This is a genomic window from Alteribacter aurantiacus DSM 18675, assembly GCF_000429705.1.
GTDB classification, from domain to species: domain Bacteria; phylum Bacillota; class Bacilli; order Bacillales; family Salisediminibacteriaceae; genus Alteribacter; species Alteribacter aurantiacus.
Genome location: NZ_KE386941.1, coordinates 894,243 through 909,295, shown reverse-complemented (window position 1 = coordinate 909,295; position 15,053 = coordinate 894,243). Strand labels below are relative to the sequence as shown.

At 38.3% G+C, this 15,053-nt stretch carries 15 protein-coding genes; 6 read left to right on the top strand and 9 right to left on the bottom strand.

Features of this window, described 5'->3' with window-relative positions:
* Positions 1 to 107 precede the first annotated feature (107 nt).
* Positions 108 to 1,421 carry an NCS2 family permease gene (locus G476_RS0107850; RefSeq protein WP_026689617.1) on the top strand — a complete coding sequence of 438 codons (1,314 nt, stop codon included), beginning with the start codon at positions 108 to 110 and terminating at the stop codon, positions 1,419 to 1,421.
* A 267-nt stretch (positions 1,422 to 1,688) separates the two neighbouring features.
* On the opposite strand, the gene G476_RS0107840 is transcribed toward G476_RS0107850, so the two are convergent.
* Entirely contained in the window at positions 1,689 to 2,021 is a 333-nt protein-coding gene (locus G476_RS0107840; protein ID WP_026689615.1) for a winged helix-turn-helix transcriptional regulator, read from the bottom strand.
* Positions 2,022 to 2,243: 222 nt separating this feature from the next.
* Positions 2,244 to 3,206: a type I pantothenate kinase gene (coaA, locus tag G476_RS0107835; protein ID WP_051314702.1), complete on the bottom strand. Its 963-nt coding sequence runs from the start codon at positions 3,204 to 3,206 to the stop codon at positions 2,244 to 2,246.
* 420 nt (positions 3,207 to 3,626) lie between these two features.
* Here coaA and G476_RS0107830 point away from each other — a divergent pair, with 420 nt between their 5' ends.
* A complete protein-coding gene (locus tag G476_RS0107830) occupies positions 3,627 to 5,225 on the top strand; it encodes an ABC-F family ATP-binding cassette domain-containing protein (RefSeq protein WP_026689613.1) in 1,599 nt (532 codons plus the stop codon).
* Positions 5,226 to 5,509: 284 nt separating this feature from the next.
* Here the strand turns inward: G476_RS0107830 and G476_RS0107825 are convergent, their stop codons facing one another.
* A complete protein-coding gene (locus G476_RS0107825) occupies positions 5,510 to 6,385 on the bottom strand; it encodes a DUF3307 domain-containing protein (RefSeq protein ID WP_026689612.1) in 876 nt (291 codons plus the stop codon).
* A 1-nt stretch (position 6,386) separates the two neighbouring features.
* Positions 6,387 to 7,079, bottom strand: a complete 693-nt coding sequence (locus G476_RS0107820; RefSeq protein WP_026689611.1) for a hypothetical protein — start codon at positions 7,077 to 7,079, stop codon at positions 6,387 to 6,389.
* A 279-nt stretch (positions 7,080 to 7,358) separates the two neighbouring features.
* On the opposite strand from G476_RS0107820, the gene rarD reads away from it, so the two are divergent.
* Positions 7,359 to 8,303 carry an EamA family transporter RarD gene (gene rarD / locus G476_RS0107815; protein WP_026689610.1) on the top strand — a complete coding sequence of 315 codons (945 nt, stop codon included), beginning with the start codon at positions 7,359 to 7,361 and terminating at the stop codon, positions 8,301 to 8,303.
* Positions 8,300 to 8,614 (top strand): hypothetical protein, encoded by a 315-nt coding sequence (locus G476_RS0107810; RefSeq protein WP_026689609.1) that lies wholly within the window; start codon positions 8,300 to 8,302, stop codon positions 8,612 to 8,614. The genes rarD and G476_RS0107810 overlap by 4 nt, the downstream gene beginning before the upstream one ends.
* Positions 8,615 to 8,898: 284 nt before the next feature.
* Here the strand turns inward: G476_RS0107810 and G476_RS0107805 are convergent, their stop codons facing one another.
* The gene (locus tag G476_RS0107805; protein ID WP_035186268.1) at positions 8,899 to 10,230 is read right to left on the bottom strand and encodes an FAD-dependent oxidoreductase; all 1,332 of its coding nucleotides are present in this window, start codon (positions 10,228 to 10,230) and stop codon (positions 8,899 to 8,901) included.
* Positions 10,231 to 10,351: 121 nt separating this feature from the next.
* Here G476_RS0107805 and G476_RS0107800 point away from each other — a divergent pair, with 121 nt between their 5' ends.
* Complete coding sequence (locus G476_RS0107800) at positions 10,352 to 10,534, top strand: H-type small acid-soluble spore protein (RefSeq protein ID WP_026689607.1); 183 nt, start codon at positions 10,352 to 10,354, stop codon at positions 10,532 to 10,534.
* Between the two features lie 60 nt (positions 10,535 to 10,594).
* Here G476_RS0107800 and G476_RS21485 read toward each other — a convergent pair whose 3' ends face one another.
* From G476_RS21485 to G476_RS0107780, 4 genes are all read right to left on the bottom strand, one after another.
* Entirely contained in the window at positions 10,595 to 11,269 is a 675-nt protein-coding gene (locus tag G476_RS21485; protein WP_035186266.1) for a TVP38/TMEM64 family protein, read from the bottom strand.
* Positions 11,270 to 11,372: 103 nt separating this feature from the next.
* Entirely contained in the window at positions 11,373 to 12,098 is a 726-nt protein-coding gene (locus G476_RS0107790; RefSeq protein WP_026689606.1) for a ZIP family metal transporter, read from the bottom strand.
* Between the two features lie 181 nt (positions 12,099 to 12,279).
* The gene (locus G476_RS24030; RefSeq protein WP_281170445.1) at positions 12,280 to 12,405 is read right to left on the bottom strand and encodes a hypothetical protein; all 126 of its coding nucleotides are present in this window, start codon (positions 12,403 to 12,405) and stop codon (positions 12,280 to 12,282) included.
* Between the two features lie 12 nt (positions 12,406 to 12,417).
* Positions 12,418 to 13,692 carry a helix-turn-helix transcriptional regulator gene (locus tag G476_RS0107780; protein ID WP_026689605.1) on the bottom strand — a complete coding sequence of 425 codons (1,275 nt, stop codon included), beginning with the start codon at positions 13,690 to 13,692 and terminating at the stop codon, positions 12,418 to 12,420.
* A 225-nt stretch (positions 13,693 to 13,917) separates the two neighbouring features.
* Between G476_RS0107780 and G476_RS0107775 the strand changes: the two genes are divergently transcribed.
* Positions 13,918 to 15,000: an SDR family oxidoreductase gene (locus G476_RS0107775; protein ID WP_026689604.1), complete on the top strand. Its 1,083-nt coding sequence runs from the start codon at positions 13,918 to 13,920 to the stop codon at positions 14,998 to 15,000.
* Positions 15,001 to 15,053: the final 53 nt, after the last annotated feature.

The following is a 15,053-nucleotide window of genomic DNA, read 5'->3' as shown; positions in this document are numbered from 1 at the left end:
TTAGATCTACCCTTTGTACAACATTTGTGAAAGGAGTTGCATTAACTGTCAAAAACGAATACTATAGATTTCGTGTTTCAAAAATGTTCGTATTTAGGAGGCAGTACATGTTATCTCGTTTATTTCAATTAGAAGAACATAAAACTAGTGTAAAAACAGAGTTATTAGCGGGAATGACCACTTTCTTAACAATGGTTTATATCGTAGTTGTTAATCCGATTATCTTAGCCGATGCAGGAGTACCGTTTGAGCAAGTCTTTTTAGCAACCATTATCGCTGCAGTTGTGGGAACATTATGGATGGCTTTTGCGGCAAACTTTCCTATCGCCATCGCACCTGGAATGGGGTTGAATGCGTATTTTGCCTACTCTGTCGTTGGTGCTAATGAAGCTGTCGGGTATGAGGTTGCTTTTGGAGCTGTTTTTATCTCCGGTATCTTATTCATTATCCTTTCACTTACAAGTTTCAGAGAAAAACTGATTGAAGCAATTCCTAGCAACTTGAAGCACGGTATTACAGCCGGTATCGGATTATTTATTGCATTTATTGGAATGCGATTGACTGGCCTGATTGTCCCTCACCCAGAGAATCTCGTGAGCCTCGGCGATCTGCAAAGCCCCCAAGTGATGCTGGCTCTTTTCGGACTAACAGTAACGATTATCTTAATGTCACTTAAAATCAGTGCCGCATTGTTCTTAGGAATGGTGATTACCGGTGTAGCGGCGTATTTATTTGGGATGCTTTCCTTTACAGAAGGCGTGGCGTCCATCCCATCAAACCCTGAGTGGTTTATTTTTGGGTCACCTTTAGATGCACTTGTTAACGTCATTCAATATGGTTTATATGCAGTTGTGTTTTCTTTCTTACTTGTAACTATCTTTGATACAACAGGCACGATGATCGGCGTTGCACAACAGGCCGGTATTATGAAAGGAAATAAAATGCCAAAAGCACGACAGGCTCTTTTGGCTGACAGTGTAGCAAAGACCGTGGGCTCGGTCTTTGGTACAAGCCCAACAACGGCTTATATTGAATCAAGTGCTGGTGTTGCAGCTGGCGGTCGAACAGGGTTAACTACCCTTACTGTTGCCGTTTTATTTATTATTACTGCGTTCTTCTCACCAGTTGTTGGTGCAGTATCCGGAATTGCTGCGATTACGGCTCCAACGTTAATCATTGTAGGAAGCTTAATGGTCGGAGCTGTTAGTCATATTAAATGGAATGAATTTGATGAAGCTTTCCCGGCATTTTTGGTCATTCTCAGCATGCCTCTTACTTCTAGTATTGCAACAGGTATTGCTCTAGGCTTTATCACTTATCCAATTATGAAAATCTTTAGTGGTAAGAGAAAAGAAGTTCACCCTCTGGTGCTCATCTTCGCCATTCTCTTTGCAATCCAGCTCGTTTTCTTACCTCATTAACTTTTGAATGATCGTCTTGTCACATAAAAAGAGAGTGTGAACCTTAGTAAGGTAGGTTCACACTCTCTTTTTTAAAGGCTGTATTCGAAAAAAATGATGATTTTCCATCATTTTCCTCATCAATAGAATTAAGGTTGAAGTATAAATGTCCTTCATATACGTGTGCTGGAATATAGAAAGAGCGCTACTACTTTCTACATAACTACAAAGTGCATAAACAACATCATCATCTTCCACTTCTCGCATAAAATTAGTTAGAACGAACATCTATGAAGATTCTTTATGCTTTTCTTTCGAACGATGCATCGCCCCCCACTGAACCATATCTTCGAGCATCCCTTCCACTTCTCGTCCATATGGAGTGAGAGAATACTCCACCTTTGGAGGAACTACAGGATACGCTTTTCTTTCAATAAGTCCATCCGCTTCTAGTTCTTTAAGCTGCTTGATTAATGTTTGGTGAGACGCTTCATTTAATTCACTTTTTAATTCACTAAATCTCAGTGTACGCCCTACAAGTTCCAAAAGGATGACACCTTTCCATTTGCCACAAACGACTTCCAGTGTTGTTTTTAGACTTTCCAGTTTTTGCTTATTCATGCTTGCTCCTCCTCAGAGTTGATCTACACGATTCAATATAGGTACGTTACGTACCAGGTATAAACCGGAACTGCTATTCTATATTGTCGAAGTTAGTACATCTAATGGCAATGTGATTAATTATTACTTACCCTTTTTTTTGTAATTCAACCTAAAAAGACGATTATTACGGGAATTATTGCCCATAACAATCGTCTCAAGTGATCCTTTTATTCAAAAGTATTAAATCTTACGAAGGTGAAGTCTTTCTACTGAGTGGTTATCCCCTTTTCGAAGAATTAAGTCGGCCCTGTGTTTCGTTGGTAAAATATTATTGTACAAGTTCACTTCATTTATATCTTTCCATATCTTTGTTGCCACTTGCGTCGCTTCTTCATCGCTTAATTCTGCATACCTCTTAAAATAAGAGTTAGGGTTTTTAAAGGCTGTCGTTCGTAACGTTTTAAACCGCTCAATATACCATTTGAAGATATCTTCTTCTTTTGCGTCCACATAAATAGAAAAGTCGAAGAAATCCGAAACAAACACTTCCGGTATTTCTCTTCCGTCATGAGCTACCTGTAATACATTTATTCCTTCTACAATGACAATATCAGGGCTCGTAACGGTTTGCTCTTCACCTTCGACGATATCATACACGAGGTGAGAGTAAACGGGGGCACTCACTTGTTCTTTCCCTGATTTGAGGTCTGCTAAGAAATTTATTAATTTGGACGTATCGTAACTTTCAGGGAATCCTTTTCTATTCATGATTCCCCTCTCTTCAAGAACTCGATTGGGGTGCAAAAAACCGTCTGTGGTAACCAATTCAACTTTGGGATGGTTTGGCCATCTTGATAAAAGCGCTTGTATAAGCCTCGCCGTTGTGCTCTTTCCGACGGCTACACTCCCAGCCATTCCAATTATATAAGGCACTTTATTTGTTTTTTTATGTAGGAACAAATTTGTTACAGAATGTAAGTCCTGAGAAGCTGTCGTATACAGATGTATGAGTCTTGATAATGGAAGATAAACACTCGATACTTCTTCCATAGATATATTCTCGTTAATTCCTTGCAGGTCTTTTACTTCCTGTGCAGTTAGAGGCTGAACTGAGCCAGGACTCAACGCAGCCCATTCGTCCTTTAATAATGTCAGGTAAGGTGAATATTGTTTATGAGTAGGATAGTTTGAAATCACTTGCATGACCCCTTGCTGTTGGTTTATATACGTTCTATAACACGCATGAAAACGCTTCATTTGTTGCACTTTGTCAATTCTATCACAATTATTGGATTAATGCTGAACCTTTGTCCTCCATCTTACTTCAAAAGAGGAACAATGAAAATATGGATGATGCAGTTTTTTCTTACTCTTCTTTTTTTCTTATTCTACTCTATATATACTCATCCTTTATTGGCAACGCTCATTGGATTATATCTGAAGACTAATTCCTGTGGACCTTGCTTCTAACATACTCCTATCTCAGATGATACTACTTTACCCATTAATATTCTAAAGCAACTTTTCATTTAAAAAGCAGCTACTTTTATATACACGAATCGCTTTTCTCTTCGTAAAATGTTATACTTTTCTAGACTTTGTTTAGTGAAGGATGAGGAAAACATGATTAATGTATCAAACGTTAGTTTGCGTTTTGGTGGACGCAAGCTTTTTGAAGATGTAAATATTAAATTCACCCCTGGCAACTGCTACGGTTTAATTGGAGCAAATGGTGCAGGGAAATCGACATTTATTAAAATCCTTTCAGGTGAGATCGAAGCACAAACGGGTGATGTGAGTTTACCTCCGAACCACCGTATGGCAGTGCTTAAACAAAACCACTTCGAATACGAAGAAGACACTGTTCTTGATGTTGTCATGATGGGACACGCAAGACTTTATGAAGTAATGAAAGAAAAAGATGCCATTTATATGAAGGAAGACTTCTCAGATGAAGATGGCATGCGTGCTGCCGAACTTGAAGGAGAATTCGGTGAGCTTAATGGTTGGGAAGCGGAATCCGATGCTGCTGTTCTCCTTTCCGGATTGGGTATAACAGACGACCTTCATCAAAAGAAAATGGCTGAGCTTACTGGTGGAGAAAAAGTGAAAGTCCTTCTCGCTCAAGCGCTGTTCGGTAACCCTGATGTTCTTTTACTTGATGAGCCAACAAACCACTTGGACATAAAAGCGATTCAATGGCTTGAGGAGTTTCTAATTAACTTTGAGAACACGGTTATCGTTGTCTCCCACGACCGTCACTTCTTGAATAAAGTTTGTACTCACATTGCTGATTTGGACTTTGGTAAAATTGAAATCTATGTTGGTAATTATGATTTTTGGTATGAGTCAAGTCAATTGGCTCTTAAGCTACAACAAGAGCAAAACAAGAAAAAGGAAGAAAAAGTTAAGGAACTTCAGAATTTCATCGCTCGTTTCAGTGCGAATGCCTCGAAGTCGAAACAGGCCACGTCACGTAAAAAGAGCCTTGAAAAAATTGAGCTTGACGACATTAAACCGTCTTCAAGAAAATACCCTTACGTAGCGTTTAAACCTGAACGGGAAATCGGGAATGATGTACTACAAGTTAAAGGACTCACAAAGACCATCGATGGTGTAAAAGTTCTTAATAACGTCAGCTTTATTATGAACCGTGAGGATAAAATCGCATTGGTCGGTGATAACGAAATTGCCAATACGACTCTAATGAAGATCCTTATGGGGGAAATGGAGCCTGATAGTGGTGAATATAAATGGGGAATTACCACTTCTCAAGCATACTTCCCGAAAGATAACTCCAAGTATTTTGAAGGAAACGACAAAAACCTTGTTGACTGGCTTCGCGACTATTCTCCCGAAGACCAAACCGAAACATTTATTCGTGGTTTCTTGGGTCGTATGCTTTTCTCCGGCGAAGAAGCCAAGAAAAAAGCAAGTGTGTTATCCGGAGGCGAAAAAGTTCGTTGTATGCTTTCAAAAATGATGTTATCAAGTTCAAACGTTCTTTTGTTTGATGATCCAACGAACCACCTTGACTTGGAATCCATCACAGCGTTAAACAATGGTTTGATCAACTTTAAAGGTGCCATGATCTTCACTTCCCATGACCACCAGTTCAACCAATCGATCGCTAACAGAATTATCGAGATCAAAGAAGAAGGTGTCTTTGATAAAGAGATGACCTACGATGAGTATGTTACTTTAACAAAAGCTACAAAATAAATGAAAGAGGCTGGGACAAAGTGTTTTTTATAAAAGTGTATCCGAACATACTACCGGCGCAAAAAAGCCGCTACTGAGATAGACTCCCCTCTAGTAGGACGTTGTTCGAATTTACTTTAAACACTTAAATGAGTCCCATCCTCTTTTTTGTATACTGTAATTATATTATGTAAACTTAAAAACTACTTCTACTTAATAAAGTAGCCTCTTCGTACCTGACTCCACTCACTTTACCTAATACAAAAAAGAATGGGTAAAAGTGATCAATCTTTCCCCATCCTTTCTTATCTGATAACCGCCAATGCACATACACCAAGTATAAAGCCGATTAATGAGCTTGAAAATGTACCAATTAAGTAATATTCCGCAAACTGTTTATTGTCGAATTGTTTGAATCGAGTAAGAGACTTCAAAGCAGCCAAAAATGCTAGCCCGTGTGGTAATTGCACCAAAAGTAAAAAGATGATTAAAAAACGCTCTAACATTCCAATGTAGCGTCCAATTTTTTGTGGAGAGTCTTTAAATAGGTGCTCTGTTTTTACTGTCACCATCTCTGACTCCTTTTCTCCATTTGGTAAATACCTCGTTCGTACTTCCGTTTTTTCATTTGAGATTGTATAATGATTTTTTTGTATGTCGTCTTTCGGAGCGTAATCTTTAAGTAAAATGCCTAAAAAATAACCCGCTCCATACGTTCCGACAATAAGAATGGACCCTAGAGCCATTACCCGATCCATTGTCTTCCACTCATAAGTCCCAGCTGTAAATTGAACAGCACTTTCATACGTTGCTGAAAATGAAAAGGACTCTAATCCAAGAACATGTAGAATAAAAATAATTGCAATGATGTGTAAAGCTTGATCCCCTAAAAACAAGCCTGTTTGATAAGGGGTTGATGTATTCTTCGTTACTAGGGCCATCTTGATGAAATCAATGACAAAATGAGACCCGGCAATCATAACCGCCCCTAAAAGCAGAATCCCAATGGTCCCCCCATGGATTGTCCAATAAACACCTATAATAATGATAGCTACACCAGCATGAATGAAACTGTGAGCAAGAAGCCCCTTTGCTGGATTCTTCTTTTTAAATTCAATAAGGCGATTACTCTGCAACATAAAGTCACAAAGAAAATGACCAAATAAGATCCATAACCACACCTTACCCCCTCCTTTCTTTTAATACATTTCCTATAAAGATCATTAAATCATCAAAACTTTTCTCCATTGCTTTCACTCTAAGATATTGAGAACGAGCTAACAAGTAACTAACGTTTGATTTGGGAGATTTATAGCCCAGTTCTTTTCCCGCTCTTTCAAATGTAAATGTTGGATTTTCCTCAAGGAGACGAATCACTTCTTTTTGTTTTTTAGTCCACGCAAGTTTTTTTTCTGAAATGGACAAAAACAAACTATTTAATGAAGAATACGGAGCTTCTTTTGAGGAAAAAAAGATTGACTGTCCATTGTTTTGTTGCCATAGTTTCCCCTCTTCTCCACCGCTTTTCAGTTCCAAATCTCTTGCTGAAATCGCTTCTAAAACAGCACTACCATTGACTGTATGAATGGACGTTTCATTATTTTCAATATAACCGATCCCTACACCCATATAACAAGATAAACCATTTTCCTCCACTATCTGGCTTATGCATTCGATCACACCTCTCCCTTGAGAAAACGAAGTAATCGCGCCTATTAACTCATCGCCACCTCTAATGTCAAAAGGAATGATCAACCCTTTTTCGTATTTACTATTCAACTGTTCTTTCGCCTTGTTCAGTGTGTTTGTGAGTTGTTGCTTATCACATTTAGATGACTGTTTAATATCTATTGCAAAGCATAAGGCTGCTCTCATTATTCATCACCTCAGAATCATTACTCTATCAACTTATTATTAGTTGATAAAAAAACATCAACAAATTAATAGTTGTTGTATTTACATCAACTATACCTGTACAGGTGCTATTCTTCAATAGTCAGAATTACGATTTCGTACGTCTTTATCATTCCATGGACACCTTTAATTATGAAGATGAGTTTCTATGCTCTACTTTACATAAGTAACATTAATATCATTTACAAAGGAATACATTTCGATATACACTAAATGAAAACTGTTGAATAGAGGAAAAACATGAACAACAAGACCATAGACAAACAAACGATGATCGGAATATTTGCAGGAACGGGAGCTTACATATTGTGGGGATTCCTCCCCATCTACTGGAAATACTTAAATCATGTCCCCCCAATGGAGATATTGGCTCACCGTATCATCTGGTCTCTCCTTTTTATGTTCATTGTGATTTTCATCATGAAAAAGGGATCGGAACTTCTCTTAGATATTCGATACTTAGGTAGTCACCCTAAAATCATTTTTGGATTACTCTTAGCTAGTCTCTTTATCTCTACAAACTGGCTGCTGTATATTTGGGCAGTTGCCAATGACAGAATTATTGAAGCAAGCCTTGGGTATTATATCAATCCTCTCGTTAGTGTTTTTTTAGGAGTTGTTTTCTTAAAAGAAAAAGTGAATGTTTGGCAAAAGATTTCCTTTGCCCTTGCTACTGCAGGAGTATTAATTTTAACCTTTTCATTCGAAGGCATCCCCACAATTGCTATCTTACTAGCTTTGAGCTTTGCTTTTTACGGACTCGTAAAAAAACTGACGCAAATTGGAGCGTTTACGGGACTTACTTTAGAAACGCTATTACTGACGCCTGTAGCCATGATTTATCTTTTTTTCCAACATGACTATTTACAATCTGCTTTTTATACGACCGAACAACCATCCTCTGTCCTCTTCCTTGTAGGTGCCGGCGCTGTGACCGCTGTGCCCCTCCTCTTATTTGGAATAGGTGCGAAGAAAATACCCTTATCCATGATCGGCATTCTTCAATATATTGCACCAACCATCATGCTTTTTTTAGGCGTATTCTCTTATCAAGAGACATTTCAATCGGTTCACTTCGTAGCGTTCAGTATCATTTGGATTGCACTATTACTTTATTCCTTTTCCAATGCTAAATGGCTAAATCGCACCAAGAAACAAGACCATATAAGGAGGTTTGATTCATGAACCTCGATCGCTTTGTTTTTTCTGTTTTACTACTCTCAGGTATCGGAGTGTTAATGTATTCAGCAACTGATCTTCATAAGTACCCTTACTTTTTGACATCCACCATCGTTGTTGCAGTCTCGATTGGTCTTTTCTTTATTTTCTTACAAGTGATTACGAAAAAATGGCTCATGAGACTGCTTATCATTAATGGAATAACCATAGTCCTCCTTCCTTTACTTGAAGGTGACACGAGATGGATCTGGGTATCCTTTTTATACGGTTCCTTACTTCTCTGTACAACGATCGCTTATGCGTTAATCAAGCGTTAAATGCGCTGCAAGGACTGATCTTCTTGCAGTTTTCGCGTCCTCCTGTTCCGAACGTATGTTCTAATTTTATCATAACGGCTTTTATTTTCACAATAATCCAATATTACTACTTGTCATTAGGATTTTTTTCGAATTTTGGGTAACTCATAGAGAATGAGGTTTGGTTAACATATAAACTGCGAAGGTTAAGTTACAGGAAAGATCCCTTTGCTGATTGACGACTCCACACACATTAAGAATTGTTACTAAAACAGACTGCCAATTCGTTTGGCAGTCTGTTCTCATTAGATTTTTTCCCATGGATAATCTTCTTCTCTTTTGAAGAAATGATCAATCATACGTTCCTCTTCCAATTTATAACGAAAGCTTTCACCAGGCGGGAACCCAATATGCCTCGCCCAATCAAGTACATTCATTTTCCACATCCCCATCCCGGATATATTAAGCAAATGTTTAAAGTGGAGTCTAGGGTGATGTTCCAAATGCCGCAATGCCTTCATTCGTATTCTTTGCCATGGTTTATATGGAAATGAATAAACTAGAGCGCTTTGGTGACTTAGACTTGACACAAACTCCGATCTTGGCTTACGCACTCTTTCATACCAAAGGAGGTTTTCATACTCTGTTCGATTATTTGTAAACATCCAACATAAAAGTTCACCCAATACGTCCGCATCTTGAATGGCCATATTCATACCTTCCCCAGCCATTGGATGGACACTATGAGCTGCATCTCCTAAAATGGCCATTCCTTTTTCAGTATAGTGTGAAGTATTGTGTCTGATGGGAATCATCAACTGAATGTCTTTCCACTTCTTTATTTGATCGACGTACCCTTCCATTTCCGGCATAAAGTCGTAGTAAGCTTGAAACACGGGATCAAGACCTGCTTTTCTCATTTCTTTATACCTGCCCGGTTCAATCATGTATACAGACCTCACTTGATTATCTGGAAGCGGGAACAAACCAACGAAGTGAGTTCTAGTAGCCATAATCGTAGCTTCAGTAAGTGTTGGTGGTCTCGGAAATGTTACTGTAAGAAAATGATGATTGTACTGCATTGAATGTAATGTTGAGTCCATTTCCTTTCGTATTGGCGAAATTCTTCCTTCTGCACCAACGATGACTTTTGCCTTTACTTCAATTTCTCTTCCGTCCTTCTTTATGATCGCTATTTGCTCTTTGCTATCCGCTTGTTTCATCCTAACAAAGGAAGCCGGCTTCCAATAATCGAAAGCGCTGTATTCCTTTGCTTTATTCAATAATAAGTCCCGAATTTTTTCGTGAGGTGCCATTCTTGCGTGGTTGTATTTAGTTGGAAGCCAATCATAGTTTAACCGACTGTGATACAGGGTCTTTGGAGATGATCCCTTTCTCAGTTCCACCTCATAGGTGTGTATCTTATCAAGCTGATAGGAATGGGCTTCCAATTCGGTTAAAACATCTACACCATCAAGAATTTGCAAACTTTTTGGCTGCAGAAGTTCCCCTTTATAAATCAAGCCGCCTTTTACTTCTTTTTCCACCACTAAGTGCTTTATACCGCAACGAGCCAATTTGGAAGCCAGTGTAAGCCCCCCGACTCCGCCACCTATAATGAGAACGTCGTAATCCAAACCATCCACCACCTTTAGCTTTTTAAATAATTCCCCATTCTAAAAGGAGGTAAACGTTTGGAAAGGCAGTATAAACGAAAGCCCATCATCAGATAATGAACATAAAGCGGAGGTGATAAAAATGGATGCATTAAGAGCACAAGATATTGTTGATTCCGCGAAAGAACATAACGTTTTTTTCAATGGAACGAGAATCTGGATTCAGCATGTTGATTCGGAACAAAACACAGCCAGAATCTTTAATGCAAAAGACCCTAATGAAGAAATGACCGTCCCTTTAGATCAGCTTCAGGAACAGCATTGACCAACATCTAAAACCCCGAGGAGAGTTGATCTCATTCGGGGTTTTGTGATGGATGAGTTATTATTTATTTTCAGCAGGCTCCAAATCAGGATCAAGTGTAATGTTTCTTTTGCCGAGCCTACTTCTAACATAAATAGGAACAAGAAAAGCGATGATAAATGTGCAAATCGTTACCACAATTATTCGCCAATCCCCGCCAAAGCTGGCCCCTAAAAATGTGAAGGCAAATGTACCCGGAATGATTCCGCACATGGTCGCTCCAATATATGTCCTAAAATCTATACGTGAGATTCCCGAAAGATAACTCACTAAATCAAAGTTCACAACAGGTAGTATTCGGAGGACGAGGACGTAAAAGAAACCATGTTTCTCCACACGCTCCTGTAATGCCTCCGCTCTCCCTCTCCATTCTTTATTTGCCATACGTTTACCTAATTTTCTTGCCAGCCAAAATGAAAAAGTCGCACCAAGCATGGAGCCCACATACGTGAACAACGGAGCAAGCCATGGTCCAAAGGCAAGTCCTCCTGCTACTGCCAAAATGGATGCAGGAAACAATGTAAGTGGTCTCAACATAAAAATTAAAATGTAAAAAAGAGGCGCCAGCACTCCGAATGAAAGGATCCAGCTTTGAATTGAATCAGGATCGATCTGGAAGAACGATTGATTTAACGTATACAAAAGAAAAACTACAATTATAAGAATAGACATTCTAAGTAAAAGTTTTTTCCACATTGATAACTCCTTCTAAAGCCCGACCTATTCGTTTTATTCCCTTATTCATCACTTTTTAATGCCAATACAAAAAAACATACCATGATTGTGGTATGTTATCAAATCAAAACATTGAAATAAGAAACAGCATGGCAAGTAATCCTAAAATAAAGGAATACGTAGCAGCAAGGGCATTTCCATCACCATGGCTCTCTGGTATTAATTCTTTGTATATGATATAGAGCATGGACCCTGCAGCAAAAGCTAAACCAAATGGTACAACTCCTTCAACAAAGTTTGTCAGAAAGTAGCCGATGAGTGACGAAAGAAATTCCAACACACCTGTCAATAAAGCGATTAAAAAGGCTACAGCAAGCCTCACTCTTTGCTGTATTAAAAACAGGGCAATCAAAAACCCTTCCGGCATATTTTGCAACCCAATTGCTAAAGCAATTAAAGGACCTAACCCTTCGACACCGCTACCATAACTAACTCCCACCGACAATCCTTCTGGCATATTATGAAGGGCTATAGCAGAAACAACCAAGATTGTCTTTTTGTTCACTTTCACTCCGTAACCATGTTCCAAATGATGGTGAGGCACGGTTGTTTCAAGTAATGTCAGTGTTACCACTCCGGCTAATAACCCGAGTGTAACCATGATAAAGTCGGATAAAACTAACGCATTTGGAATGAGTTCAAATACTGCCGCAGCCATCATGACACCTGCACAAAGAGCCAGCAAAACATCCCTAAACCTGTGGGTCCCTCTTTTAAAAATCAGTGCAGGCAGTGCTCCTATTCCTGTGGCTCCCGCTGCAATCGCGCTTCCTATAAGAAAATCCGTAATCGTAACCACCTGCCTGTCTACCTAAAGATAGTACAGTATATCAAGTGTGGTTATGTTTCAGTACATGTAAAAACAGGAATGAACTGAACTGTTCTTTTTAACTAGTTAGTCCGAATTACAGACTAATCCAACTTCAACAGAAAAAGAAAAAGGATGAGCATAAGCGCTCATCCTGGTTTAATTACATTAAAGAACTTGAACTTGATGTGGAGAACGGGATAACCCAGTCAGGGTTTGCTAGACTTACGTCTAACGTACCTACAGTTAGTGCCGCTGTAATCAAAGCGAATGCAATTATTTTTTTCATTGCTCTTCCTCCTTATTTTTCTTTTAATTTTATATGGTATTTATGGTACAACCTAGCAGATTCAACCAGGAGATCCTGGTCGTTCAGTTCTTCTCCTAATTCATATGCTGTTCTAGCAGCGTTAAAATATAGCTCTGCATTTTTATAAACCTCTTGGGCTTGCTTTGTGTTTTGTATATATTTATCAATATCCCCGACCGCTTTATGATATAATCCAACGGTTAAATAACAAGTTCCTCTTATTAAGGAATTTGAAACTTTGGGTATAAAAGATATCACTTCTTTTGTGAAAATTTCAGCTAAATCAAAGTTTTTACATTCGAGGTTACACCTCGCGAGAAGTTCTATAGTGTTTATTAAATCATTCGGGAAGGCGTTTACTTTTCTTTTAAGTGCTAATGCCCTATTGCCATACTCTATTGATTTTTTGTAATTTTTCAGATGAAGATATACAAGTCCAATGTTATGAAAGATGTATGAAGACGTCTTTAGATCACTATTATATATAAGTAGATTTTGTGCTTTTTTGTAAATGTCTAATGCATCTTCAAAATCATCTCTTTGAAAGTAGATGTTACCTAAGTTGATATAGGTGTCTGTTAATTGTTTGATCTCACCAATATCTTGAAAAATACTCTCTGCTTTTTTCAGGTGTTGTTCACCCCAACTGAGATTTCCTATGAAGGCATAAGTAATTCCCAAGTTAAAATAACAAATCCCCACTTCGAATGGGTATTTCTCAAAATTAACCTTCACATTAATAGCTTCATGGAAACTCATAATTGCTTTCCAGAATTCTTCTTCCTGAAAATAAAGAGCTCCATAAACACGAAGATAAATAAAATATAAATCATTAAACGCTTTTACAGTTTCTTCATTAATACTCTTAATCTTTTCAATCGCTTCTTTTTTCTTACGTTCTTTAATAAATACTTGACACTCTAAAATTGTTAATTTGGTTTTTAACTCTAAAGAAAAATGATCCTCGAGTTCCTTCGCTCTGTCTATGTTTTCTTTGGCGAGTTCGAGCAAATCTCGGTACGTATATCGAAAAGCTGAATCAAGCAATTCATTTGCCTTTCGAATATTAGTCTCCTTTTCGATCCCAAGAAGAGAATCTACTGATGTACCGAGCCGAGCTGCTAACTCAGGCAGGATATCGTCAGGAACATGACGAACATTATTTTCAATGTCCTGTATGTACTTTGGAGATAAGATTCCGTCAGCAAGTTCTTCGACGGTCATGTCCACTTCATTTCTAAGTAATTTAATTCTGTCTCCAATCATTTTACCACCTGAATCTGAATGTTTAGATAGTTAACAACATTATACACCAAATCCCAAGGCTTACTAGCTGGCTTCAAAGAATTAGATATAAAATACCTAGTATAAATTATGTTAATCAAACAATTCACCCTTTTCAGAGAATATTAGTCATACTTTTTTACTACAATAAAAGATTTCACGAAAAAATATCATATGTTATCCTCATGCCAAAGGAGGCACACATCAATGAAAACATATTTCTTCACAGGTTTTCCCGGCTTTATTGCTAAGGAATTAGTCAAAGAAATTGCTCTTAGTCCATCCGATGAACAAAAAACGTTTTACTTCCTCGTTTTGGAATCCCAATTTGAAGCTGCTCAGAAGACCATTAGTGATTTAAAACAGATCACCTTTGATCACGTTCATTATGAGGTCATCACTGGAGACATCACAACACCTTCTCTTTTCAAAGAAAAGCAAGAGCTTCATCACATCGATTATGTTTTTCATCTCGCCGCTATTTATGACTTAGCTGTTCCATTTGAAACAGCTTACCTAGTAAATGTGTTGGGAACAAAACATGTAAATGAATGGGTGAAATCATTATCGGACCTAAAACGATATGTATATTTTAGCACAGCTTATGTTTCCGGCAAGCGTGAAGGGATTATTTATGAAAGTGAACTGGATAAAAATCAAGAATTTAAAAATCATTATGAGAGTACGAAGTTTGAAGCAGAACTCTTAGTTAATGATCTCAAAGATACTGTTCCCACTACTATAATAAGACCCGGTATAGTTCGAGGGAACTCTGAAACTGGAGCTACCACCAAATTCGATGGCCCATACTTCATCTTAAATATGTTCGATCGGCTCTCTTTTCTTCCTGTTATTCCATACTTAGGATCTGGAGAGGCTGACGGGAACTTTGTCCCAGTGGATTATGTTATAAAAGCAACAGCTTACTTAAGTCATGCAGAGATCGGAGAGGGAAAGACCTACCACCTTACAGATCCCGCACCTCTTCCAATGAAGGAGATATACCGAATGCTAATGGTCGAATACCTGGGAAGAAGGCCATTAGGAAAAGTTCCTCTACGCCCCGTCACTTATTTCTTAACCTTTAGGAAGCTGAGGCAATGGGTTGGTGTTGAGAAAGAAGCATTGGCTTACCTTGTGTGCAAAGCACAATACGATACGACACAAGCCAGTGAAGATCTCTCTTCTTCTGGCATTGAAATTCCACCTTTTAATGAAACTCTTCGTCCAATGGTATCTTACTATAAAGATCATAAAACAGATCCCGAAAAGAAATTTGTTATCATGTAAGGAACAACAGGGTTTGAAGGCATGAAAAATGGTAAAGATCGATCGTTTTCAGT